Origin of the sequence: Streptomyces sp. NBC_00019, assembly GCF_045041015.1 — a bacterium.
GTDB lineage: Bacteria > Actinomycetota > Actinomycetes > Streptomycetales > Streptomycetaceae > Streptomyces.
On the sequence record NZ_CP108302.1, the window covers coordinates 10,035,384 to 10,059,445 of the forward strand.

Annotated in this window: 19 protein-coding genes; 7 read left to right on the forward strand and 12 right to left on the reverse strand. The window is 68.8% G+C overall.

The genetic code is table 11. The features are described 5' to 3' along the window. Window positions 1–12: 12 nt before the first annotated feature. The 4 genes from OHU89_RS46505 to OHU89_RS46520 form a co-directional block, all read right to left on the reverse strand. Complete coding sequence (locus OHU89_RS46505) at window positions 13–4,017, reverse strand: AAA family ATPase (RefSeq protein WP_405652105.1); 4,005 nt, start codon at window positions 4,015–4,017, stop codon at window positions 13–15. 417 nt (window positions 4,018–4,434) lie between these two features. Beyond that, window positions 4,435–5,463, reverse strand: coding sequence for an aldo/keto reductase (locus OHU89_RS46510; protein WP_405652107.1), 1,029 nt, complete (start codon window positions 5,461–5,463; stop codon window positions 4,435–4,437). Then, entirely contained in the window at window positions 5,423–6,613 is a 1,191-nt protein-coding gene (locus OHU89_RS46515) for a cytochrome P450 (protein WP_405652109.1), read from the reverse strand. Before OHU89_RS46515 ends, OHU89_RS46510 begins: the two co-directional genes overlap by 41 nt. Window positions 6,614–6,965: 352 nt before the next feature. Continuing rightward, on the reverse strand, window positions 6,966–8,186 hold the full coding sequence (locus tag OHU89_RS46520) for a metallophosphoesterase (RefSeq protein WP_405652112.1): 1,221 nt from the start codon (window positions 8,184–8,186) through the stop codon (window positions 6,966–6,968). 615 nt (window positions 8,187–8,801) lie between these two features. On the opposite strand from OHU89_RS46520, the gene OHU89_RS46525 reads away from it, so the two are divergent. Then, window positions 8,802–9,866, forward strand: a complete 1,065-nt coding sequence (locus OHU89_RS46525) for an LLM class flavin-dependent oxidoreductase (RefSeq protein WP_405652114.1) — start codon at window positions 8,802–8,804, stop codon at window positions 9,864–9,866. Between the two features lie 490 nt (window positions 9,867–10,356). Here the strand turns inward: OHU89_RS46525 and OHU89_RS46530 are convergent, their stop codons facing one another. Both OHU89_RS46530 and OHU89_RS46535 read right to left on the reverse strand, forming a co-directional pair. Continuing rightward, window positions 10,357–11,298: a zinc-binding dehydrogenase gene (locus OHU89_RS46530; protein ID WP_405652116.1), complete on the reverse strand. Its 942-nt coding sequence runs from the start codon at window positions 11,296–11,298 to the stop codon at window positions 10,357–10,359. 29 nt (window positions 11,299–11,327) lie between these two features. Continuing rightward, window positions 11,328–12,170 carry an LLM class F420-dependent oxidoreductase gene (locus OHU89_RS46535; RefSeq protein WP_405652118.1) on the reverse strand — a complete coding sequence of 281 codons (843 nt, stop codon included), beginning with the start codon at window positions 12,168–12,170 and terminating at the stop codon, window positions 11,328–11,330. Window positions 12,171–12,290: 120 nt separating this feature from the next. On the opposite strand from OHU89_RS46535, the gene OHU89_RS46540 reads away from it, so the two are divergent. After that, window positions 12,291–13,181, forward strand: coding sequence for a LysR family transcriptional regulator (locus OHU89_RS46540; RefSeq protein WP_405652120.1), 891 nt, complete (start codon window positions 12,291–12,293; stop codon window positions 13,179–13,181). A gap of 475 nt (window positions 13,182–13,656) precedes the next feature. Here the strand turns inward: OHU89_RS46540 and OHU89_RS46545 are convergent, their stop codons facing one another. Together OHU89_RS46545 and OHU89_RS46550 are read right to left on the reverse strand one after the other, a co-directional pair. Further along, window positions 13,657–14,187 carry a hypothetical protein gene (locus tag OHU89_RS46545; RefSeq protein WP_405652123.1) on the reverse strand — a complete coding sequence of 177 codons (531 nt, stop codon included), beginning with the start codon at window positions 14,185–14,187 and terminating at the stop codon, window positions 13,657–13,659. Then, window positions 14,184–14,693, reverse strand: coding sequence for an ATP-binding protein (locus OHU89_RS46550; protein WP_405652125.1), 510 nt, complete (start codon window positions 14,691–14,693; stop codon window positions 14,184–14,186). Before OHU89_RS46550 ends, OHU89_RS46545 begins: the two co-directional genes overlap by 4 nt. 150 nt (window positions 14,694–14,843) lie before the next feature. Here OHU89_RS46550 and OHU89_RS46555 point away from each other — a divergent pair, with 150 nt between their 5' ends. Together OHU89_RS46555 and OHU89_RS46560 are read left to right on the forward strand one after the other, a co-directional pair. Further along, window positions 14,844–15,074 carry a DUF397 domain-containing protein gene (locus OHU89_RS46555; RefSeq protein ID WP_095046452.1) on the forward strand — a complete coding sequence of 77 codons (231 nt, stop codon included), beginning with the start codon at window positions 14,844–14,846 and terminating at the stop codon, window positions 15,072–15,074. A 104-nt stretch (window positions 15,075–15,178) separates the two neighbouring features. Next, complete coding sequence (locus OHU89_RS46560; RefSeq protein ID WP_405652128.1) at window positions 15,179–16,099, forward strand: helix-turn-helix domain-containing protein; 921 nt, start codon at window positions 15,179–15,181, stop codon at window positions 16,097–16,099. Window positions 16,100–16,114: 15 nt separating this feature from the next. Here OHU89_RS46560 and OHU89_RS46565 read toward each other — a convergent pair whose 3' ends face one another. Continuing rightward, window positions 16,115–16,933, reverse strand: a complete 819-nt coding sequence (locus tag OHU89_RS46565) for an SAM-dependent methyltransferase (RefSeq protein WP_405652130.1) — start codon at window positions 16,931–16,933, stop codon at window positions 16,115–16,117. A 550-nt stretch (window positions 16,934–17,483) separates the two neighbouring features. Here OHU89_RS46565 and OHU89_RS46570 point away from each other — a divergent pair. The 3 genes from OHU89_RS46570 to OHU89_RS46580 all read left to right on the forward strand — a co-directional run bounded on the left by OHU89_RS46570 (window position 17,484) and on the right by OHU89_RS46580 (window position 19,033). Then, window positions 17,484–17,759, forward strand: coding sequence for a hypothetical protein (locus OHU89_RS46570; RefSeq protein WP_405652132.1), 276 nt, complete (start codon window positions 17,484–17,486; stop codon window positions 17,757–17,759). A 126-nt stretch (window positions 17,760–17,885) separates the two neighbouring features. Beyond that, window positions 17,886–18,095, forward strand: a complete 210-nt coding sequence (locus OHU89_RS46575) for a hypothetical protein (protein WP_405652134.1) — start codon at window positions 17,886–17,888, stop codon at window positions 18,093–18,095. Window positions 18,096–18,175: 80 nt separating this feature from the next. Next, window positions 18,176–19,033 carry an acyl-CoA thioester hydrolase/BAAT C-terminal domain-containing protein gene (locus OHU89_RS46580; protein WP_405652137.1) on the forward strand — a complete coding sequence of 286 codons (858 nt, stop codon included), beginning with the start codon at window positions 18,176–18,178 and terminating at the stop codon, window positions 19,031–19,033. A gap of 1,146 nt (window positions 19,034–20,179) precedes the next feature. Here the strand turns inward: OHU89_RS46580 and OHU89_RS46585 are convergent. From OHU89_RS46585 to OHU89_RS46595, 3 genes are all read right to left on the reverse strand, one after another. Further along, entirely contained in the window at window positions 20,180–22,240 is a 2,061-nt protein-coding gene (locus OHU89_RS46585; protein WP_405652139.1) for a nitrate- and nitrite sensing domain-containing protein, read from the reverse strand. Between the two features lie 703 nt (window positions 22,241–22,943). Beyond that, window positions 22,944–23,609 carry a hypothetical protein gene (locus OHU89_RS46590; RefSeq protein WP_405652141.1) on the reverse strand — a complete coding sequence of 222 codons (666 nt, stop codon included), beginning with the start codon at window positions 23,607–23,609 and terminating at the stop codon, window positions 22,944–22,946. A 178-nt stretch (window positions 23,610–23,787) separates the two neighbouring features. Next, window positions 23,788–23,952, reverse strand: a complete 165-nt coding sequence (locus OHU89_RS46595) for a hypothetical protein (protein WP_405652143.1) — start codon at window positions 23,950–23,952, stop codon at window positions 23,788–23,790. Between the last annotated feature and the right edge of the window lie 110 nt (window positions 23,953–24,062).

Here is a 24,062-nt window from a genome sequence, read left to right on the forward strand (position 1 = left end):
AACCCCTGCGCGCTACTCATCGCACGGCGGCGCGTACGGGAGACGGGGAAGGTAGGCATGCCACTCCTCCTGCGTCAGAACGCCCCGCGTGGTCGAGCAGATGTGGCGGACCGCCTCGTCGACGTCCAGGTTCCACAGTCTGACGGTGTCGGTGCCGCTCGACACCCCGAGCATGTGGCTTGTGGGGCTGAACGACAGGAAGTTGCCCGTTCTGGCATTGGGGCTCATCGACTGGCCGATAGGAGAAGCCTCCGACGGGCGCGTGACGTTCCATAGGCGGACCGTGTTGTCGTTGCCGCCGCTCACCAAGGTGCGGCCGTCTTGGTTGAACGTCAGGGCTACGACGGCTTCGGTGTGGCCTGCGAGTGGGGCACCCGCCTGTGCAGCCTTCAAGGGGTCGGTGGTGTCCCAGAGTCGTACCGTGTCGTCGTCGCTGCCGCTGGCGAGCGTATGGCCGTCGGGGGTGTAGGCGAGCGTGTTGACGGGGCCGAGATGCCCCTTGAGTGGCGTTCCAAGTGGAACGGCGTGACGTGGGTCGGTCACGTTCCACAGCCGGATGGTGCCGTCCGCGCTGCCGCTCGCGAGGGTGCGGTCATCGGGGGCGAAGACGAAGGAGTTGACGGAGCCTTCGTGGCCGGTGAGTGGCGCGCCGAGGGGCCGTACGTGGGACGGGTCGCTGACGTCCCACAGTTGGGTGGTGCGGTCGGTGTAGGCGGTCGCCAGTGTGCGTCCGTCGTGGCTGTAGGCCAGCGCTTCGGGGCCCGTGAATCGTGCCTGCAGTTCGACCGGCGACCCGTAGGCGGCAGGTCGTGCCGGGTCGGTGACGTTCCACAGCTGCACTGCCCGGTTCTCCGTGAGCACCGCGAGGGTGTGGCCGTTCGGGGAGAATGCCATCGAACGCAAGCCGCCGTCGCCGGGCAGGAATGGCTGGCTCAGCGCTACGGGCGAGTCGGGCGTCTTGACGTTCCACAGCCGGATCCGTCCGTCGCGTGCGGCCGTGGCGAGGACCTGGCCGTCGGGGCGGAACACTCCTCTGCGGCCGATCATGTCCGAGGTCGGTATGGACCAGAGACGGACCTTGCTGTCGCCGCTGCCGGTGGCGAGAGTCTGGCCGTCCGGGCTGAAGCCCAGGGCGTACATCTCGCCGCTGCTGCCGGCGAGTGGCTCGCCGACTTGCGAGGGGTACTCCGGGTCGGTGACGTTCCACAGGCTCGCCGTGCTGTCCGCGCTGGCGACGGCGAGTTTGGTTCCGTCCGGGCTGAAGGCCACGGACCAGATGTGACGGGTGTGGCCGGTGAGGGGTGCGCCGAGCTGGGCGGCTTGTTGTGGGTCGGTCACGTTCCACAGTCGTACGTCGTTGTCCGAACTGCCGCTGGCGAGCGTGCGGCCGTCGGGGCTGAAGGCCAGGGAATGCACCGTGTCCGTATGGCCGTTCAACTTTGTGTCGATCCGCTTCGGACGGCGTGCATCGGTCATGTCCCAGAGCCTGATGGCGTCGTCGTCGCCACCGGCGGCCAGCGTCCGTCCATCGGGGCTGAACGCCACAGCACGCATGGCTTCACCGGCGCTGGTCAAGGTGGCCAGGGCCTGTGGCCGGTCCGGATCGCTCATGTCCCACAGACGAACGGTGTGATCTTCGCTCGCGGAGGCCAGCGTGCGGCCGTCGGGGCTGAAGGCGACCAGGTAGATCGTGCCGTCGTGGCCGTCCAACGAGGTGCTGCGCTGCCGTGGATGGTGGGGGTTGCGCACATCCCACAGCCGAATCGTGCCGTCGTCGCCGGCGCTGGCGAGGGTGTTGCCGTCCGGGCTGAAGACCGCGCTGCTCACCCAGCTCGTGTGGCCCGTGAGGGGAGCCCCCAGCTGCTTGGGGTGAGCGCGGTCGCTCACGTCCCAGAGGCGCACGGTCCGGTCGTAGCTGGCGGTGGCCAGGGTCTTCCCGTCCGGGCTGAAGGAGGTGAGGTAGACGGCGCCGGTGTGGCCGAGCAGGGGAGTGGCCAGCGGCGCGTTCACTATCGAGATCAGCCGGTTGTTCGCGCCCTCGTCGTCCGGCCGCAGGCGGTGGGCCACCAGGTCGAGTTGGGCGGACAGCGAAGGGTCCGTGTACTGGAAGCGGTCGGCTTCGGCGACCACCTGCTCGAAGACGGCGTCGTTTCGCTGCTGCCGCGCGATCCACGCCGCACCGACAGCCAGCATGGCCAGGACGACCAGAGCCGACACCGCACTGCGGCTGATCCACAGCGTGCGTTTGCGCAGCCTGACCGAAGCAGCCAGGAACGCCACTGCGCTCCGGGTCAGATACGTGTCACCGGCAGACCGCGCCCAGCTGTGGGCCTGCTCCAGGCGGGAGCCCCGGTAGAGCAGGGACGAGTCACGGTTCGAGCCCTCCCACGCTCTGCCGTCCTCCTCCAGCCGCTGGCGCAACAGGTGATCACTACGGCCTTCGTCGATCCAGTCACGCAGGCGCGGCCAGGCATGGAGCAGGGCTTCGTGGGTGATCTCCACGGTCTCCGCATCGAGCGTCACCAGCCGGGCGCGCACCAGGACTTCGAGCGACTCCTCCGTCTTGTCGGGGTCTGTCGACTCCTCCGTCAACTGGCGCCGCGTTCCTCGCCTTCGGGTCGCTTGGGTGTCCTCGCCCAGTCGGACGAGCCGCAGGAGGAGTTGCCTTGCGGCGGTGCGAGCTGCTGGATCGAGGGCGGACCAAGCCCGCTCGGCGGTCGCTGCCACCGCTCCTTGGATTCCGCCCGCGGCGCGGTAGCCGGCGAGCGTCAGCCGCCCGCCCTTGCGCCGCTGCCAGGTGGAGAGCAGGGCATGGGAGAGCAGCGGGAGCACGCCCGCGTCGTGTGCTCCACGGGGACCATCAGCGCTCACTTCCCGGACGATCAGTTCTGCCAGTCCCCGTTCGAGGTCCAGCCCTACGGCCTTGGCCGGGCCGGTCACGGCTTCCCGCAGCTCTGCTGTGGTCAGCGGCCCGAGCACCATGTGCCGGTGCTGCAGGGCGTCGGCCAGTTCGGGGTACCCGAGGCACTGGTCGTAGAAGTCGGCGCGCACGCCGAGGACGACGAGCAGGGGTGCTGGGCCGCCTGAATCGGGGGGCGTGCACGCGGCGTTGAGGATCTGCACGAATGTGCGTCGGACCGTCTCGTCGGGGCAGAGGGTGAACGTCTCCTCGAACTGGTCGACGATGACGACCGGACGGGCCGCAGAAGCCGCCTCACGTTTCGACCATGTCGTGACGGCATCCCTCACAGCGTGCGTGAATGCCGGAACACCCGGCTCGCTGGCCGCTGGTTCCTCGGCGGCTGATACGGCTTCCGCGAGTTCGGGGATCTGGCGAGTCAGCTCCTTGAGGGGATCGGTTCCCGGGACGAGTTGGAGCACCGTTCTCGCCTGGGTGGTCTCGGCGTCCCGCGTGCCGTCCTGCAATGCGGGTACCAGGCCGGCGTGGAGAAGGGACGACTTTCCTGCGCCCGAGGCGCCGACGAGCATCACCAAGCCGCCGGTTTTCTCCGCGGCGTGGAGTTGGGCGATGAGAGCTTCGGTGCTGCGATCCCGGCCGAAGAACCATCGGGCGTCTTCCTGCCGGTACGAGGCCAGTCCTCGGTAGGGACAGACACCAAGGACGGCCGAGGCTTCGGGCGGCGGCTGCTCTTCCTCTTCGGCGGAGATGGCGGAGTGTTCGCCGGCCGGGTCGGAGACCGCCCGCTCCCACAGCTGTTGCCACCGGGCGAGGTCGTACAGCCCAGGTGACACCGGCGTCGGCCGTTCCCGACGCGCCTGGGGTATCAGGACATGCAACACCGCTGCGAGGGCGGCGAATTGAGCGGGCACGTTCCGGGCACGACGCCAGTCGCTGATCCGCTGAGCGGAAACCCGTATGGGCCTTCCCCGCTCGTCGACCCACCGAAGCCGGACGACCGCCTCGGAAACGCTTTTGAGGGGAGGATTGCCGGCCTCCTTGTACAAGAGCGCGAGACCTTCCGCCAAGGCCGTGCGTACCTGCGAGCCGGAACTCAAGTCCCCACCCCTTGCTTCCTTCACGTGGAATCCGGACCGGAAAACTCACCCTATACGTCTGACCTGCGGCTTCAAGTTCCGGATGGGTATCGGAATCTCCTCAGAGGGAGCGACAACTGGCAGGATCACGACGCAGCAGCGGACCCCTCACATGTCGTCCACGCGAGCCGTCGGCTCAGCGTGTGACGACGTCGGCGGTCTGATCGCCTGAGCCCTGGGAGACCCGTGGAGACGGTCCCGCCAGGACCGCTCTCGCGTCGGACGCGGGTCCGCCCCAAGCCTCCGTCCACGCCACCACCCGGCGTGGACGGAGACCGCCCGCAGCGTTCGGCTCCGGTCCCCGCGGGGGGAGGGATCGGAACCGAAGGATGCGGCCCTATCGGGAACCGGCGGTCAGCACCGCCGCCGGGCTGCGGGTCACTCGCGGGCGGTCGCGGTGGTGCTCATGTCCGCGTAACGGGTGCCGGCCACCTGCGCCGCCAGTGGTTCGAGCGCGGAGAGTTGGGCCGCGGACAGGGTGAGCGCCGTCGCCGCGGTGTTCTCCCGCAGCCGGGCGGACCTGCGGGAGCCGGGTATGGGCAGGACGGTGAGGCCGTGGACGCGGGACTGTTGGTGCAGCCAGGCCAGCGCGATCTGCGCGGGGGTTGCGGCGTGGTCCGCGGCGATCGCGCGGACGGTCCCGAGGAGCGCGTGGTTGGTGCGGGCGTCCTCGCCGGTGAACCGGGGCATCGTCAACCGGGCGTCGCCCGGGCTGAGTTCGCTGGCGTCAGGGAGCGCGCCGGTGAGCAGGCCACGGCCGAGGGGCGAGTACGCGACGAATGCCACGCCGAGTTCCGCGGCCGCGGGGACCGCCGAGGTCTCGACGTCGCGGCTGAAGAGTGACCACTCGGACTGCAGCGCGGTGATCGGGTGGACGGCGTGGGCCGCGCGCAGTTCGGGACCGGTCACCTCGCAGAGCCCCAAGTGGCGGACCTTGCCCTCCTGGACGAGCTCCGCCATCGCGCCGACGGTCTCCTCCAGGGGAACCGAAGGGTCGCGGCGGTGCGCGTAGTACAGGTCGATCGTGTCGATGCCGAGGCGCTTCAGACTCGCGTCGGCGCACTGGCGAACGTAGGTGCGGTCGCCGCGGACCTGGTTCCAGGTCGGCCGGCCCGGCTGCCTCACGATGCCGAACTTCGTGGCGAGGAAGACCTGTTCGCGGTGGGCGCGGACGAAGGGGCCGAGGAGTACCTCGTTCTCGCCGTGTCCGTACAGGTCGGCGGTGTCGAACATGGTGACGCCCGCGTCGAGGGCGGCCTGCAGGGTTTCCTGGGCCCTGGCGGAGCCCCTGTACGTTCTGCCCGCGTTGGCGTTGGCAGATGCCGCGGGTCGGCCGGTAGAACTGCGAGCCCGGCGCCGGCGTACATCACCGCCGGTCGACGGCCACGCGGAGTCCGCGGATGACATAGCCCCCTATCTCGTCCTGGAACGTGACGCGGGGCGGAGCGAGCATGCGGATGCCCTCAAGGGCGAAGAGGTGACCGAGGAAGACGTTGGCCTCCATCAACGCGATGTCGGCACCGGGGCAGCGGTGCGGTCCGTCGCCGAAGGACAGGGCGGCCGCGTATCGACCCGTCGTTGTCGGCCTGCCGGGCCGAACGGCTGTGGGAGTGTCGCCCACGGCCTCCGGGTCGGTGTTCGCCTCGTCCACGAAGATCTCGACGAGCGCGTCGCCGGGCACGGTGACCGGCCCGTCGGTGCTCGGCAGATTCAGGGCGCCGGTGGTCCGCCGCTTGAGGCGGGCGACCGCGGGCTCCAGGCGCAGGAGTTCGTGAATCACCTCCAGGCGTTCGCTCTCACTTCCGGTCGTGTAGCGTTCGCGCAGCGCGGCGTCGGTGAACAGATGCCATGCGGCGACGCTGATGAACTCGCGCGTGGTGACCATGCCGGCAGCGGCGTAGGTGAGGCACTCGCCGAGGATCTCGGCCTGGGAACAACCCTCGGCGATCAGGTGCGAGATCAGGTTGTCCGCGGGCCGTTTGCGGTGGGCGCGGACGGCTGGGCGGACGTCGGCGAGGTAGATCCGCAGCCAGTTGCTGTTCTGGCGGAACATCCAGTAGATCCCGTGCCAACTGGTCAGCCCGGGCCTGCCGAATTTCTCGGGGAAGAAGCGCTCCAGCCGGCTCTGGATCCCGCGTCTGCTGCGGGTCAGGCCGATCACCCCGCAGGCCACATCGATCGAGACGCCGAAGGTGAGGTCCTCCAGCCATGCCTCGCCCTCGTTCTGCAAGGTGTTGAGGTGCCGGCGCGCGATGCGTTCGGTCAGTTCCCGGTAGTGCTCGTCCACGCGGCGGGATGTGAAGTAGCGGGCGGTCTGACGGCGGTGTTCGCGGTGCTCAAGCCCGTCGCGGTACAGTACGGGCCGCCGGATCCGAGCCGGCAGCTTCTCCACGGTCTCGATCCCGAGGCCCGCCTGCACGGTGTCGGTGCTGCGCAGAACGGCGCGTGCCGCGTGATAGCCGCGTACCTGCCAGGTGCCGTCATCCCCGTGGTCGATCGGGCAGACGGGTCCGGTGTGATCCCTGCGAATCTTGCGTGCGTCGTCGGCTCGGTCCATCGACTGCTGCCTCCGTCGTCGTGTCGACACCCTGGTGGGAGGAGCCCGCTGTCAGGCATGTGCGGCCAGACTTCAGGATGGTTGGCCGTTGCCGCTAGTGCCTGGTCCGCCAGGGACCGTGGCTCGTCCTCGACGCCGGGCCGCGCTCCCGTGGGAAGGGCTGAGCGCACTCGCGCACATCGTGTCCCGCTGCGACTCGTTGACGGCGATGGCCCGGGAGCGGACCGGACCCTGGCCGCAGCGTGACGGGCCCGGTCATGAACGTCGCCCGCAGAAGGATGCCGACACCATCGCCGTCCGCGGACGACCTGCCCCTGGACCGCTCCAAGTGGAGGTGCCCTGGCGCCCGGTACTAAAGGGCCGTGGGCTGCTGGGGGGAGCGGAGCACGAGCAGGGTGATCTCGCTGGGGGCGAAGATGCGGAACGGCGGGCCCCAGAAGCCGGTGCCGCGGCTGGTGTAGAGGAGCGTGCGGGTGCCGTGGTGGCTGAGGCCGGCGAGGGCGGGCTGGTCGATACGGACCAGGTGGTGGAAGGGCCAGATCTGGCCGCCGTGGGTGTGGCCGGAGAGCTGCAGGTCGATGCCTGCGTCGGCCGCCCGGTCGACGAACTTCGGCTGGTGAGCCAGGAGCAGAACGGGGAGGTCGGGGTCGGCGCCGTCCAGGGCTCCGGCGAGGTGGGCGCGGTGGCCGGCCAGGCCGGAGGATTCGGCGGTGACGTCGTCCACTCCGGCGACCACGAGGGTGTCGCCGCCACGTTCGAGCAGCAGATGGCGGTTGCGCAGCGGTTCCCAGCCCAGCTCGTCCATCAGGTCGACCCAGCCCTGGGCCTCGCTGTAGTACTCGTGGTTACCGGTGACGTAGACCCGGGCTCGGGTGGCCTGCACGGTGCCGAGCGGGGCAGCCTGGGCGCGGCGGCGGTCGGCCGTGCCGTCCGCGATGTCGCCGGTGTGGCAGACGAGGTCGGCCTCCAAGCTGTTCACCACCTCGCAGACCCGTGCCGACCAGCGGGCGCGGTCCAGGGGGCCGTAGTGCGTGTCGGTGATGAGGGCGACACGGGTGCCGTCCAGCCCGGCTCCCAGGCGCGGGAGCCGCACGTCCAGTTCGCGTACGCGGGGCACGCGACGGGCCTCGATGTACCCCCAGGCGAGCAGTACGACGGCCATACCGAGGACGGTCCAGGTCACGATGCGGGCCCGATCCTGTCCGTCCCCGACGCCGACGACGGTCAGGCCCAGCCGCACCAGGATGCCGAGCAGAACGGACCAGGTGAACAGGACCCAGCTGCTGCCCAGCAGCGTGTCACCGGTGATCGCCGCCCAGTCCTGCTGGCGCCGGCCGTGACCGCGCATCATCGCGAGCGGCATACCGATCAGACCGAGGACGAACAGGGCGGTGCCGGCCAAAGTGACGGGCAGCGGCCAGTTCTGCCCGGAGTACAGCAGTACCCAGCAGGGCACAGCCCACAGCAGGACGGGTGCAACCAGGGGGATGTAGCGCATCAGGCGGTGCAGTCGGCTCGGTTGAGCCGCTTGCGCTGCATCGTCTGCTGGGCGGGTGTCACTGGTGTTGGTCACGCTGCTCCTCCTGATGCTCTGTCCCTTGAATCATGCCCCTTGCGGTGCCGGATGGCGGACGCCGCAGTCGTCGCACCAGCGACCCGCCCATGGCTTTGGCGTGATCCGTCGCTCATGCCCCGATTCTGCTGTGGCTCATTTGCGAGAGGCCCTGGCGAACTCCCTGAGCGCCCGGGGCTGTTGCAACGTCGCGTGATCTGACGCTGTGCTGGTCAGCTGACGTCGAGGAGGTCCATCGGGCAGGTGAACGGCTGACAGGAGACGTGCCCCCGGCCGGATCGGCACCGCCCAAGTCGGCCAGCCCACCTGGGCAGAACCGCTCCACCCTCCCGGCGGATGGTCGCGGCACGGGGCGCGATATGCACCATGAAGGCGACGACGACCCAAGTACCCAGCCGGGCCAGGGTGGTCTGCGGTGCCGCGTCGGCCCATTGTCCCATCGCCGTGTACGACGGGCGCCGGCCACCACCCGCGGACGCCGCGATCAGCATCACACGCACGAACGGCTGCCGTACTCCCCGCCTGCAGCGCAGATCCGCCAACCTGACCAGCCGCTCTGTCGGGACCTGCCATCCTGAGCAGGATCGATTCGGTCCGCACACCTTGGAGGTTGTGATGCGTGCAGGCGTCGTTGTCGCCGCGCAGCCCGGTGTGGAGGATCTCGCCGTGTGGGCCGAGGAGTTGGGTTTGCACAGCTTCTGGGTCAACGACACACCGATGGTCCAGGGCGACCCCTTCGTCGCCTTGAGCCTGTGTGCGAAGGCCACCAGCCGCATCAGGCTCGGCATCGGCGTGACCTCACCGGCGCTGCGCTCGGCCCCGGCCGCCGCGAGCGGGCTCGCCAGCCTCAACGCCCTGGCACCGGGCCGGATCATCTGCGGCGTCGGCACCGGGAACACCGCCCGGCGCACCCTGGGCATGCGGCCGACCACGGCGGCTCAGCTGGAGAACTTCACCGTCGCACTGCAGGACCTGTGCGCCGGACGTTCGACCGCGTACCGCGAAGGTGACCGGGTCCGCGACATCCGGTTCCTGCACGCCGGGGCGCACGTGAACACCGCCGACCCGATCGAGTTCGTCGTGGCCGCACTTGGGCCGCAGGCCGCCGCCGTCGCCGGCCGCCGCGGCACCGGTCTCATCTCCTTCGGCCTGCTGGACCCCACCGCCTGGCAGGCGCTGCACGACACCCGCCGTCACGCCGCCCACGGCACACTCCACGACCCCGACTCCCACACGAACTCCTACGTGGTCACCTCGCTCCACCTGCTCGACGAGGACGAGGACCCCCACGGCGACGCGGCCCGGGACGCGACGGGCCACCTCGTCCTGTCGCTGCTGGCCTTCGCCGCCGACACAGCCGCCGACACACCTGCCTTCGCCGATCAACTCGGCCCCGAGGAACGCGAGGCGGTGCAGCGGTTCCTCGACCGGCGCGGCACCACCGCCACCGCGCCGGACCGGCACACCAAGCTCTACCCCAACTACCTCGGACGCATCGCACCGCAGGACCGGGACCTGGTCCTGCCCTCGCTGATGAACGCCCTGGCCCTGGTCGGCACCCGCGACGGCCTCCTCGCCCGCATCACCACCCTGGAACAGGCCGGTATCGACGAACTCCTCATCCAGCCGGTGATCGACCCGCCCACCGAGATGGCCCAGCTCGCGAAACTCCTCACCTGAGTGGACCCGACCGCCGCACGCCCATGACCCTCGGGCAACTGCGTCGAGCCGTCCAACGTGAAGGCGGGAGGCAATGCCTGCCCGATCCGATTCCAGCGCTCCGGGTACGGCTCCCACCGCCCCGACCCGTCACACTTGCCCACTTTCGAGGACCAGGTCCGCAGCCTGAAGGCCAATCTCGCCCTGACCCGCGCGATGGGCGTGGCACCAACTCACCGGTGTAAAGCAGGAGTTCGCCGACAAGCAGGCCCGCGCCGAAGCCGACCGGGACGGCCTGTAGTCCGCGCTCGCCGAGACCCAGGACGACGTGATCTCTTCCTGGCAGGCCCTGCGGAACAGGATGAGCGATCAGAACCGTCCCAGCGGGTGACAGCGCGGTGGCGGGGGGCGCTGGGGAGGATGAACGGTGCGGCTGGTAGGTGTCCTGTATCCGGTTCTGGGCCAACAAAGCGCGCCTGCGGCGAGTGGCGTCTGCACCAGAGGTGGGACCTCACCGCGTTGCTTTGACATCGAGCACGGCCTTACCCAGGACACGGCGGGCAAGGAGCGCCTCGGCCGCTTCCGGCGCGCGTTCCCAGGAGCTGCGCCAGCCGATCTGAGGGTCGAGTGCCTTGTTTTCGAGGAGGTCCATGAGGTAGGCGAGGTCTGGACCGAAGCCGGGGCCGAAGGAGGGATCGCCGACCGTGAAGGATTCGAGCCGCTTGCGCCCGCCGCTCAGACGCTCCTGTTCGAAGTCGATGGTGGTCGGCTCGCGGGAGGCCATCCCGATGCTCTGGACGCAGCCTCCGTCCTCCAAGAGGCTGAATGCCTCGGCCAGTTGGGCGCCGCCGACGTTGTCCAGCACCCCGAAGACGGGTGCGGTGATGTTCTGCGGGCCAGTGACGATCTCGGCGGCGCCCAGTTCGCGGAGCCCTTCCCCGCGGGCGTGGCTGCCCACGGACGCGATGACATGTGCGCCGGCGTGGGCGGCGAGCTGCACCGCGAAGCGTCCGACACCGCCTGAGGCCCCTGTGATGAGGACGCGTCGGCCCACCACGGAACCGAGTTGCCGCAGTGCTCGCAGCGCGGTGACGCCTGCTGCCGGAAGCGCGCTCGCGGAGGCGAGGCTGACGGAATCGGGAACAGCGGCGAGCTCTGCGGTGTCGGTGGCGCGGCGCTCGGCCCAGGCCCCCGACGCCCACCCGAACGTCACGACGCGTGCGCCGGGCGGTGGCCCGGAGCCATCGGCCGCGGCCTGGATGACGACGCCTGCCGCGTCCAGCCCCAGGACGGTGCCTGGTCGTGTTCGATCAGCCTTGAAGGCGAGTTCTGCGAAGTTGAGCGAGACCGCGTGCACGTCGATCAGGACTTGCGAGTCATGCGGCATCGGCTCGGGGACCGTGGCGAGACGCAGGCCTGCGGGTGCCTCCGGGTCGTAGATCAAAGCTCGCATTCTGCTCCTCATGAGTAGGTTGAACGACGTCAGTGCGGCAGGTCAGCGTGCCGTTCGAGGAACGCGGCGACTTCTGCTGGGTCCTCCAGCGGAAGTGGGTAGACCACGAGTCGGTCGACGCCGAGGTCGGCGTAACGCCGGGCGGTGTCGGCGTTCACCGGGGAGAGCTGCATGAAGGTGATTTCGAGTCGGCCCAGCCATTCCGGGCGTTCGACCTCGGTGGCCGCTTTCCGCAGCCCGGCGAGATGCCCAGCGAGATCATCCGGGCTGTCGCCATTGCCGAACCACCCGTGGCCGCGCGCGACCGCCCGCCGGAAAGCGGCCGGGCTGTGACCACCGATCACGATCCGTGGTCCGTCCTTCCTGACAGGCCGCGGATGTGCGTCGACGCCATCGAAGGCCACGTACCGGCCCTGATATGACGGCGCGGGCCGGGTCCACAGCGCCCTCATCGCGTCCAAGTACTCGTCGGTGCGCCGGCCACGTTCCGAGTAGGGCACTCCGACGGCGGTCATCTCCGGTTCGAGGTATCCGGCTCCGACCCCCAGAAGCAGTCGGCCACCGCTGAGCACGTCGAGGCTCGCGACCTGCTTGGCGAGTACCAGCGGATTGCGCTGCGGCAGGATCACGATCCCGGTGCCGAGCTCCAGCCGTTCAGTGACGGCTGCGACGTAGGCCAGGTGCACCAGCGGGTCGAGAATCGGATCCGTCGGCTCCATCGGCGCGGCCGGTACCCGAGGGCTGGGCAGTACGACGTGCTCACCGGCCCACCACGACCGGTATCCCAACTCCTCCGCCAGCCGAGCCAGCCGGACCGTCTCCCCAGGACCCAGCGTGGCCTTGGCGTTCAGACCATTGACGCCCAGTTCCACCAGCGCCCACCTCCATCAGCTCCGGGCGGCGACCACGTGCGGCGCCTGCTTGCGACCAGGTGAGCAATCGTGGAATCACACGCGCCGTCTGTCCAAGAGCTGCTGTTATAGCCTTTGGCTATGGATGTCCACGTCCGGGACCTGCGCTACTTCGTCGCGGTTGCAGAGGAGCTCAGCTTCACCCGAGCCGCGAGCGATCGGCTCTTCGTCTCGCAGCCGACGCTGAGCAAACAGATCCGCCAACTCGAGCTCTCCTTGCGGACCGCGCTCTTCGCGCGTGACCGCAGGACGGTCACCCTCACCGCCGCCGGCAATGCTCTCCTCCCGCACGCCCGGCAGATGATCGAGCAGTGGGAGGGAGCGCAGCGTGCGGTGGGTGACGCCGTGGCGGCCCACGACGCGACACTCACGGTCGGTTTCCAAACGAGCATCGGCCGCGGACTCATCCCGGCCGTCACCGCCACGATGGAGAAGCTGCTTCCCGGTTGGCGACTCCAGTTCCGACAGGTCACCTGGGCCGACCCGACGGTGGGACTTGCCGGCAGCGAGGTCGATGTCGCCATCGCCTGGCTGCCCATCCCAACGAGCGGCGATTTCTCTCACAAAGTGATCACCAGGGAAGATCGTTGGGTCGCTCTCCCAGCCGGTCATCCACTGGCCGACCGGCCCGTCGTCCGCTTCGAGGACCTTGCCGATGAGCCTTTCATCGCCCTTCCGGCGGCGGCCGGAGCGCTCCGCGAGTTCTGGCTCGGCAACGATCACCGTCGGACACCAGCGCACATCGCCGCGACGGCCGAAACCGCCGACGAGACGTTCGAGGCGGTCACTTCAGGGCTCGGGATAGTCCTCCTCTCCGCTGGCAACGCCGAGATCTACAAGCGAGAAGACCTCGTCTGCCGACCCGTCACAGGCCTGTCCCCCAGTGAACTGGCCGTCGTCTGGCGCGCAGGAGACGACCGCGAAGTCGTGCGAGTCTTCACCGACGCGTGTTGCCTCTGCACGGCAGCCTGACGAACACCCCAGGGAAAAGCGCGACCCCGCACCCGCCCTCCTCGATGCCAGAGTGATCTCGCCTCCCGCACGGAGTTCCGCGGGAGTACGGCATCCGGCCTGATCCTGGAGTCGGCGGCCTTCAGGCGGTCGTTGGCAAGAGCCACTTGGAGGTCGCGAGGTGGTGGATGTCCAGGATGCGGCCGTACGGCTTGGCGACTGCCAGGCGACCTTCCGCCCATGCCCGATCCGCCCCCGCATGACTGACGAACCACACCCCACCCGACGTGCCGAGCGTTGCGGGCAGCGTGAACCACTGCTTCGACCGGGACGAACTCGACAGTGATCAGCATGGGCGCACTGCCCTGGCGTTCCCGGAGGTTCTCGGCGGACGCTTTCGCGGGGCCACCGAGATCGCACTGTCCTCACGCTGGCCCATTCGGAACCAGCGGTATCTGCGCCGGGGTTGCCCGCAGCGTCTGAGCCGCCGGGGTCCTCAGTCGGTCAGCGTGGAGGCGAGGGCCTCGGTCGCGTCCACGAGTTCGTTGTCGCGCTCGGCCAGGAGGCGCGGGATGATGCTGCGCTGGGCGTGCACGGCCCGGCGGGCGGCCGATTCCCACTCGATGTGGTCACCGTGGCGGCGTCGGAGCTTCGGGTAGGCGGCGGTCGTGGTCTCCCATTGCCGGGCGTCGGCAATGTTCCGCAGCAGGCGGAGGATCTGCACACGGCACGACGTCTGCGGGCGCTGGACCAGGTCCCAGAGGAAGGGGACCGTGACGGCCGTCGCCTGTCCCACGATGACGAAGCCGTGTCGGCAGATCCGGTGCCGCAATCGGTCCAGCGCGTTCTGCGCGGCGGCCTTGTCGCCCGAGGCGATGGCGGCGAGCAGGTAGGGGATGGCGGCGGCGGATCCCGACGAGTCCTCGATGTCGCCCCAGGACACGAGAGCGACGTCGCGGAGCGTGGTGGGCTGATGCGGCTGCGGCACGGCTCCCTGACCGTTTTGGAGCTCGGTACGCGGCTTCATGTCCGGCGCGCCCCTGTGGGCAGCATGGCCCAGACGGTCTTGTAGTGGGGTGTGTGGCGGGTCCAGCCCCAGTGCTGTGCGAGGGCCTCGACGATGAACAGGCCGCGGCCGTGTTCGCTGAGCACGTTCGGTGCGTGCGCCGTGTGCGGAAGTCCGTCGCCCTGGTCGGTCACGGCGCACACCAGGTGGGCCGTGCGGCGTGTGAGCCGCAGCCAGACCTCGGACTCGGCGTCGTCGAGGGTGTCGCTCTTGCGGCCGTGCAGGACGGCGTTGGCGACGAGTTCGGAGACGACGGTCAGTGCGTCGTCCCGGCACTGGCCCAACTCCCACTCGCCCAGGACGCGTTCGGTGAACTCGCGTGCCTGTACGCATCCCTCGCTGCTGCCGGGCAGGCGCAGGGTGGCGCTCCTGCCGGTGGGGCGCGGAGCGGCGGCGAGGGGCGCGGCCCGGTGTGCCGGGAGCACGGCCGGGTCAGACCAGGGTGCTGGGCGCGCGGGCTGCGACACGGCATCTCCTGAGGTGGCGTCAGGACGTCAGATCTGGGCGCCAGCACGGACGTTGGCGACGGGGTTATTATCCACGTCGACAGCCAGTCCGTGCAATTTCACGAGAAATTGCACGTGTGGATCGAGCCAGCCATGCGCGAGGAGACTGCAGTGCCATCAGTTCCGAACGGGGTGCAAGCGAGTTCACTGGAGGTCCGCTGGACCAAGAGCCGCCACAGCAACGCCGAGGGCAACTGCGTCGAGGTGGCGCCCCTGACCGAGGGAGGCGTGGCCATACGCAACTCCCGTGATCCGCACGGCCCCGCGCTGGTCTACACGTCCGCCGAGGTCGCGGCCTTCCTGGCCGGTGTGAAGGACGGCGAGTTCGACGACCTGATGTGAAAGGAGATGCGCGCCGCCCGCATCCGCCGCGGGCCCGGACATGCGCGCAGTGGCCAACCGGTGCGATAATGCAGGCTGTTGCCTTCTGCCCACCGGGAGTCAGGATGCCCTCCGAGTCGCCGCGTGTCTCCCGTCTCGAACCGTACCTGCAGCGCACCGAGCCCGCCCCGACCTTGCTGAAGATGCTGGTCGGCGTGCAGCTGGCGGGCCTGCGCGAGGATGCGGGAATGGCGCAGGAGCAGGCGGCGCGGGCCGTGGGGTTCAGCCCGGCGAAGCTGTCCCGCATCGAGGCGGGCAAGGGCCGCAGGCCACCTACCGAGGACGATGTCCGCGCGCTGCTGGACTTCTACAAGACGGACGAGTACGAGGCGTCCGTCCTGCTGCAGCTGCTGCGGCGGGCCGGTGAGCCCGGGTGGTGGCAGCGTTTCGACAAGCGGTTGATGCCGGAGTGGTTCGACCGGCTCGTCGGGCTGCAGGAAGCGGCCGATTCCATCCGTACGTTCGAGATCCAGTACGTTCCCGGACTGCTGCAGACGCCGGCCTACACGCGCTCCGTCGTGGAGCGCGGCCTGCCCGGGGCCCCGAGCCGCGAGGTGAACCGCCGGGTGGAGCTGCGCATGAAGCGGGCGGAGCTGCTGAGGCGGCCGGACGCGCCACAGCTGTGGGCGATCGTCGACGAGTCGGTGCTGCTGCGGATCCTGGGCAGCCGCGAGATCATGCGCGAACAGCTGGAGCACCTCATCGAGATGGCCGAGCAGCCGCACGTCGTCGTGCAGGTCGTACCCCTGGACGTGACCAACGCATCCGCACCGGCCATCCCGGTCACCTACCTGCGCTTCGGCGGCCTCGACCTCCCGGACATCGTCTACCTGGAGCACATCAGGAGTGCGACGTTCCTGGAAGACCGTGACGAGACCGAGCAGTACCGCGTGGCGCTGGACCAACTGGCCGACGACGCGCTCAGCCCTCGCGACTCCCTCGACCGTCTGCGTGAGACCGTCAAGCTGCGTTACGAGGGCCAGTGAGCCGGTGCCGCTCCGTCACAGGATGCGGCCACATCCGCCGAACTCGACCCATTCCTGCGTCAGCTGACGCGGCGCCACCTCGGTGTCGGGCCGCCAGGTGGACACCTCCACCAGGCCAGGCTCGAGGATCTCCAGCCTCTCGAACCACTGCGCGACGTCCTTCTCCTCGCGCACCCGACCCCAGTGCCCTTGCGTGGCCTTGTCCATGAAGTCGGTGACGAAGTCCCGCACCTGAGGGTCGTCGCTGACCAGTTGGCACATCACCAGGCAACTACCAGGCACGAGCCGCTCGGTCACCCGCTTCACCACCGCGAGCGGGCCTTCCGTGTCGCTGTCCGGAATGCAGTGGAACACCGAGTTGAACAGCACGCCCACCGGCTGCGAGAAGTCGATCAGCCGCTGGGTGTCGGGGTGGGAGAAGATCACGTCCGTGTCGCGCAGGTCGGCCTGGATCACGGCCGTGCGGTCGTTCTGGTCCAGCAGGGCCCGGCCGTGCACCAGAACCATCGGATCGTTGTCCGCGTACACGACGCGCGAGGTCGGATCGATGCGCTGGGCCACCTGGTGCACGTTGTTCTGCGTGGGCAGACCGGATCCGTGGTCCAGGAACTGCCGGATGCCGTACTCCTGCGCCAGCGTCCCCACCACCCGCTGCAGGAAGTGCCGGTTGTTCAGCGCAAGCGCCCGGGTACTGGGCACCACCTTGTCCAGTTCCTCGCAGGCGGCACGGTCGACCGCGTAGTTGTCCTTGCCGCCGAGGTAGTAGTCGTACATGCGCGCGGCCGTCGGAACCGTGGCGTCGATCTTGGTGGACAACCGCTTCCCGGACTCCATCGTCTCCCCAGTCGTGTACCGCACCGAGCTGACCGGTGCATCAGGCAATACATCCTAGGGACAAGGCACTTGGCGCATCCACCGTCTCTACAAAGTCCCGACGGCCGCGACCGGGACGGGACGTGGCCGGCCGACGGCAGAACGCCTCGGAGAAATCCCGGCGTTCAACTCGCGGCGCTCGGTACCGGAAGCGCCACCGCGGCCGACCCCGGCAAGGCCCCCGGCGGCGACGATGACCTGGGTACCGCCGCGGCCTGCACCCGCACCGTGGTCACTGTGGCAATGCCTTTGTCCGTCTGTCCGGTGCGGTTCGCATGCTCAGGAGGTGCAGGCCGTTCCCTGGAGGGGAAAGGAGGTCGGGACGGCAGCTGATCTTTCCGTCGAAGGCCCCGTCTGGGACGCTGAAGGCCAGCTCGACAGGGGGCAGAGGGTGTTTACGGAACCTATGGCGCGAGCCGTCGTGGAACCTGCAGTACTCAAGCTGATACGGCAATACCCCCGTGGCAGGTCGTTCTCCACGACAGTCACATTCGGCGGGGACGACTTCAGCATGTGCGCCCACGTACGGGCGCAGTGGTCGGCACCCGGGCAGGTGAAGATCGCACTGGCCTGTTGGGTCGTCAACATGGACACCGCGCGCTATCTCGGTGGCAACCCACCTGCCCAGGAGGAGATGTGCCTGCCACCGGAGGGCACAGCGCAGTGGGACGAGGATCTGACCAGCCGGGTGATCGGCCACCTCGCAACTCGTATGAACGCTCTTGCCACCGCCCTGCCGACCACCGACGAACACCTCACCATCACCGTGCCTCTCGTCCTGCCGTAGTCCGGTTGATGGGACGGCCGCACAACGCCCGGGGGCAACCCGGCCCAGACCGCACACACAGGTGTCCAGAGCCAGCACGGTCGCGCCGAGATCCGCCCGCTGCTCGCCGGCCGTCCCGGTGTGCGCGTGCGCTGCGGTAGGGCGCTGGGCAACAAGCGCCGACTCAAAGAGCTGATGGTCGCCGCGGCTGTCGACATCGCCGCCTACTGCACGGCGAAGATCCTCACCCCGTGTACCCGCGAGATGTTCCTGGTCATTCAGGTCGACGACATAGAGGCCGACTACCGGCAGCCGTCTGTTGGCCAGGGTGCGGCCGTATCGGCGGCTCGACCGTGACGAGGCCCATCTCGTCTTCTGACCGATCTCGAAACATTAGGCTGAGCAGACGGATTGCAGGGGACTGGCAGAGGGGCCACGTGGATGTCATTGAGCGCGAGCTGACCGATCCGTGGGAGGGCGTATTGGCTGCTCCCGTCGGCGGCAGTGACATTGGTGTCCTGGTGTTGGCGGGTTCGAGCGGGCGGATCGAGCGGGAGAGGGCACGCATCCTTGCCCAGCAGGGCATGACGGCAGTGTCGATTCGCTGGTTCGGCGGTCCGGGGCAGTCGCCGGGGATCTGCGAGATCCCCCTGGAGACGTTCACCGCCGCTGTCGACTGTCTGCGGCTGAACGGGGCGGAACGCATTGGCATTCTGGGCACTTCGAAGGGGGCCGAGGCAGCTCTGTTGACGGCGGTGCATGATCCGCGCGTGGATCTCGTCGTCGCGGTGTCGCCCACGTCTCGGGTCTGGTGCAACGTCGGACCGGGGCGCGATGGAGCCGATCGCCCTTATCGATCGTCCTGGACCTGGCGGGAGCGGGCGTTGCCTTTCGTTCCGCTGGACGATTCCTGGACTCCCGCACAGGCGGATGGTGGGCCGGTCGCCATCCGCGGTTGGTACGAACTCAGCGAGCAGACGTTTGCTGATCTGCTGCCTTCGGCGGAGATCCCCGTGGATGCGGCGCGGGCTGATCTGCTGTTGGTCGCGGGTGGCGATGATGCGATGTGGCCGTCTCTTCCCTTCGCTGAACAGCTGGCACAACGCGGGCGTTCAGCCGGGACCTCGGTGCGTCTGATCGCTCGTCACGACGCCGGTCACCGCCCACGTTTTCCCGGCGAGAGCCCTGCGTCGGCGTCCCCGCGCTTTGAGTACGGAGGCACGCCCGAAGCGGACGCCCGGTTGGGGGCGGCTGCCTGGCCGCATGTCCTCGACGCGCTCCGTGGCGGGAACTGAGGGTCTCGTAGCGCGGAATGTCCATTTGGGCCAAGGCCCGGGGGCCGGTGACCTCAAGGCCCTGGACGACGTACCTGTAGCCCGGGGTGTGGACCATGACCGGGTCCTCGATGCGGGCAGGTGGCCTTGGCAGTGGGAGGGCGGGCTGGCGAACGTCTCGCCGCCCAGTTGTCGATGCCGGTCAGCGGCTCCACGTTGCTGCGGCTGATCCGGCGCCTTGAGCGCAGGCGCAGGGCCAATGTGTGGCCACGGATCGACCTAGTGCGGTAGATGGAGTTCGGCAGCGTGAGCCGGATGCGGGCTGAACTGAACCCGCTGGTCCTGGCCAGGCGCCGCTTCGCCTCGCGTTCGAGCGGGGGCGCCTTCGACATGACATGTGGATCAAAGCTCACTCCTGGACACCGTTTAGGAACGGTAGGGTCCAGGGTCGGACGAACAGACGACCGACGGGGCGACATGGCAGAGCACCTGGGGCCACTGGAACTGGTGGGGGACCGCTGGATCATCGAGGACCCCAAGCGGGAGGGCGGGTCGTGCCTTGTCCTTACCGCCGAGGGCATGGAGCATCACGAGCCCGGAGCACCGGGACCTCGTGCAGTCATCCTGTGGTCCAAGTTCGTGGAGCTGCAGATCCGAGCCACATTTCGCGCGCGTCATGCCACCCGCACCATGGGCGTTCTGGGCGCGCTCGGCGGCGGCCACCTGGAAACGGGCCCCAGCGGTTGCTCCGTGGGTGGGACCCTTCGCTCCCTACGAACCGTGGTCGCTGAACTACACCCATCACGAGCGGCCCTACACGGGTTCGCACGTCTTCTTGGTGAAGTCCCTGTTCCAAAAGACGTCCGAGGCGCGGGCGTTGCACCGCCTTGGTGACTCGGAATGGCTGGGAGCGGCTGTCGCCCGCCTCGCGCCCTTGCCGACGTGGTGGGGACCCAGATTGAGCCGCCAAGTGAGCGAGATCATCGAGGATCTCGGTACCTGACGAGACCCCGGTACCAGCCGGGTGCCGGCCTTTTGAACGGGCAAGGTCAGGTTGTGGTCGAGGAGTTGGTGATCCGGGCCGGGGTACGTCTGCTGGCGATCCTGCCGCGTAGTGACCTCGTGCGCGGGCCGTGGCGCTTGAGCTCCTTGAGCGGAGACACTGCGTCAGGACGGCTGGTTGTCCCACGTTTCGTTGGTGTGTGGGGCGTCCTTGGTGAAGCGACTGTCCACGAAGGCGACCAGGGCCATGGTGTCGGCGTCGGGTTCTTCCCTCGCCGCTCGATGGGTGACCGTTTGGGGCAACATCACCAGCGCCGTGGTCCCCTGATCCTCGTGGGAGGGGCGTAGCTGAACGCGGATGCCGTGTCGGTCGGCCAGTCGGCCCACCACGAAAAGGCCCATGCGCTGGGAGATCGCGGCGTCGACGGTGGGCGGGTCGGCAAGGATGCGGTTGATGTCCGCGAGCTCTTCGTGGGGCAGGCCTATGCCCTGATCGTGAATCTCGAGGATGGTCCGGCCGTCGGGCAGTCGTGCGGCGGTGATGTGGACCGGGACGTGCGGGGAGGAGAAGGCCGCTGCGTTCTCCAGGAGTTCGGCGAGCAGGTGGACCAGGTCGTTGATGGCGCGCCCGTCGATCTGGGCTTCCGGGATGCCGGAGAGCTGGATGCGCTCGTACTGCTCCACCTCCGAGACCGCGGCGCGGACGACGTCGACGAGAGGCATGGGCTGGTCCCACTGCTGGGCGGGAGTCTCGCCGCTGAGCACCAGGAGGTTTTCGCCGTTGCGGCGCACACGCGTGGCGAGGTGGTCGAGCTGGAAGAGGTTCTCCAGCTGGTCGGGGTCGGCTTCCCTGCCCTCCAGGTCGGAGATCATGGCGAGCTGGCGCTCGATGAGGGGCTGGCTGCGGCGCGCCAGGTTGCCGAGGATCGTGTTGATGTTGGCGCGCAGCAGGGCCTGCTCGGCGGCGAGCCGGACGGCTTCGCGGTGGACGTGGTCGAAGGCGCGGGCGACTTCGCCGATCTCGTCCGTGCTGGTGATGGGGATGGGTTCGACGTCGGAGTCGATCCGGCCCGGGACGGCGCGGGTGAGCTGGGTCAGCCGCTCCGGCAGTCGCTGTGCGGCGATGGCATGGGCGGAGGCGCTGAGGCGGCGCATGCTGGTGCTCATCGTGCGGGCCACCCAGTTCGCGAGGAGGAAGGCGACGAGGATGGAGGCGAGCACGAGCGCTGCGTTGACGATGGCGTCGTTGCGGGCGTCGTCGGCGATGTCGTGGGCTTCGGCCAGGGCGGTGCTGGTGAGGTAGATCTCGACGCTGCGGTAGGCGTCGAAGCTGAGGGTGGAGGCGGCGAAGAACGTCGCGGGCGTGACGCCGCGTTCGGTGAGTTGTGTCGCTGTCGCGCCGGAGGCGATGGCGGTGGTCATCTGGTCCAGACTCGGCGGGGGGACGAAGGTCCGCCCGGCTGCCTCGGCCCGCGTCCGGGCCTCTGCGATCTGCTGCCGCCCCTTCCCCTCCGCGTTCGCGAGCGCCTTGCGTAACCGAGCCGTGTCGTCGGTGCCGGCGAAGCCGGTGTACTCCTGCAGCGCGACCTGTTCGAGGTAGATGTAGGAGCTGAACGAGGCGAGCTGGGCTTGGAGTTCACCCTGGGCGAGCTTGCTTCGGTCCTCGATGAGGAGGTGGGTGCCGATGGCGCGGATCAGCGACTCGGCCGCCTGGGTGAGTGAGATGGCGTACAGGGTGCGGCCGAAGGTGGCCTGGCTGCTGATGCCGAAGCCCAGTTCGTTGGAGATTTCCATCAGCGGGTGCTGCACGGCGTGGTAGCTCTCCTCGGTCTGCACGCCGGTCAGGTTGGCGGTGAAGGCGTTGGCGCGTACCGTGGCGAGCCGCTTCTCGCCCGCGCGGACGAGTTGGACCCGGCGTTCGAGGCTGGCGGTTCTCGGCATGCGGGCGACCGCTTCGTCGAACTTCTTCGCGTCCTGGTCGGTGATCTGCCGGGCCTTGGTGACGGTGTCGGAGTTGCGGTCGCCTTTCACCAACGGGATGACGGAGACGTCGCGTTCGTTGATGGCGTCGCTGGCGTAGGTGTTCGCCGCCTGGATCAGTTCCGCCACGCGGACCGCGTCCTTGGCGGCCTGCCAGGTGTCGACGGAGCGTTTGACGCGTACGCCGCCGAGGACGAGAGCGACGAGTACCGGGATCAGCAGGATGGCCTGAAGCTTTTGGGCCACACGCAAGTTGCGGGCACCGAATCCTCGGCCCGTGGCAGTGGGGGTTTGCGACACGGTCGTCCTATCGGCTCGGATCCGCCTCGTGATCGACACTCTCCTCAACGAGGCGGTCACAGTGCGTTGTTCAGATCGGATCGTTCCGATGTCTAGCACTCTGGTTCCGCTGTTGAACCGGATTTCACTGAAGCGGTACGCAGTTGAGCTTTCAAGTGACAACTGGGAGGCGGTTTTCGCCCCATCCGCTTCGACGCGGAGGACCGGGTAACCGACGTCCCGATCGAACCGTGAACACGGGCGGCTCCTGGGGCGCACCCCGCTCGGGGGGCTTGGCTGGCTCGACTGCGCCAGTGGTGGAGTGGGCGTGCGTTCGGCCGCTGCTGTCAGTGTCTTTGCGGATTGCCAGCGGCCGGACGAGGCGACGGTTTGCCAGGCGATCGGGTGGAAGTCCCGTACCGGGGTGGCCTGGCGGGACTGCTTGAGCGATACGGAATCGGAAACTACGCGCCCTTTCCGTTTGCCCTCCAGGCGGCGCAGGCGCAGCGATGGAGTCAGTCGACGCGACAGCAGCCAGCCGCGCGACTTTGCTCGGGCGAGGGCCTACCGCCGGCAGTGCACGAGGGCCCGGTTGCCGTACTGCAGCGGGGGAGTTCCACCCGCGGCCCTGGCGGCGGGTGTGCGGGTGGGAGACCCGTCCGCGTCCGCGTCAGGGAGTGAAGATCTGCTCAAGGTGGTCGATGGCTCCGTCCGCACCGAGGTGGTACTGGAAAACCAGGCCGCTGTCGGGGTGTGCTTCCAGCCAGTCCAGGAACTCCTGGACACCGATGGGCTGGTTCTCGGTGCTCGCCACGATGGGGTTGGTGACGGTGATGTACGCGGCCTGATCCAGGGGCAGATAGGTTTCCTTGCCGACTGTCTCGAACGGCGCGCCGTCGGAATCCGGTGTGCCGCAGCCCCAGTTGCCGTGCCGGATGATCAGACTCAGGGACCCGCCCTCGGGCGTGTAGCGGTAGACCGCGATCTCGTCGGGTGAGATGGGCATCTTGTGGTCGCAGCCGTCGTCCTCGCCACCGGTCCCGGCAGCAGCCGGCGAGCCCACGGCCGATGCCGCCGGTGATGTCGCGGATGCCGGGGAAGAGGGCACCTTGTTGGCGGGCGACGGCGAGATCTTCCCGGCGGGCAGCGCGTTGGCGGACGCGGTCGCCTCGGTGCTGTTCTCACCCTTGGCCGGTGAGGGAGTGGCGGCCGCCGCCGTACCCTCCGCATCCGAGGAGGTGGAGGAGCAGGCGGTGAGCGCCAGGACGCCGGCTGCCCATGCACTCAGGGCGAGCGTCCGGAACGCGATCTGTCTGCGGCGATGCGTGATCATCATGATGTGTCCCCCAAGGTGGTGGCAGCGGCTGCCTGCGTAACCGCGTGAGCTGGAGAGACCATATTCAGCCACACCGCGGCGCTTTCGATCACCCTGACGCCGTCCGTTGCGAACCGGTGACCAGACCTGCGCAATATGCGAGACCGGCTGCCACTAGGACCTCTTAAAGCCGCCGCGGTCAACCGAGGTGGTGGACGGCGATGCGGGCGCCGACGAACTGACCGGCCGCGGCAGCCTCGCGCATGAGGCGGTGCTTGGCTGTGCAGGTCGGCACCCACGACTTTAGGGCAGCGAGTACGGCGACCTGCGCCTGGGCGAGTTGCTGACCCGAGCCCACGGCCATGTGTGGTGACGGGGAAGTCGAGCTGCTCGGCCAGGTCCCAGTCGCAGGGTCGAAGGCCGTGGTTGTCGGCTTTGAGCTGGCGACGTGCGTCGGTGGCGCAGCTGCTGGTC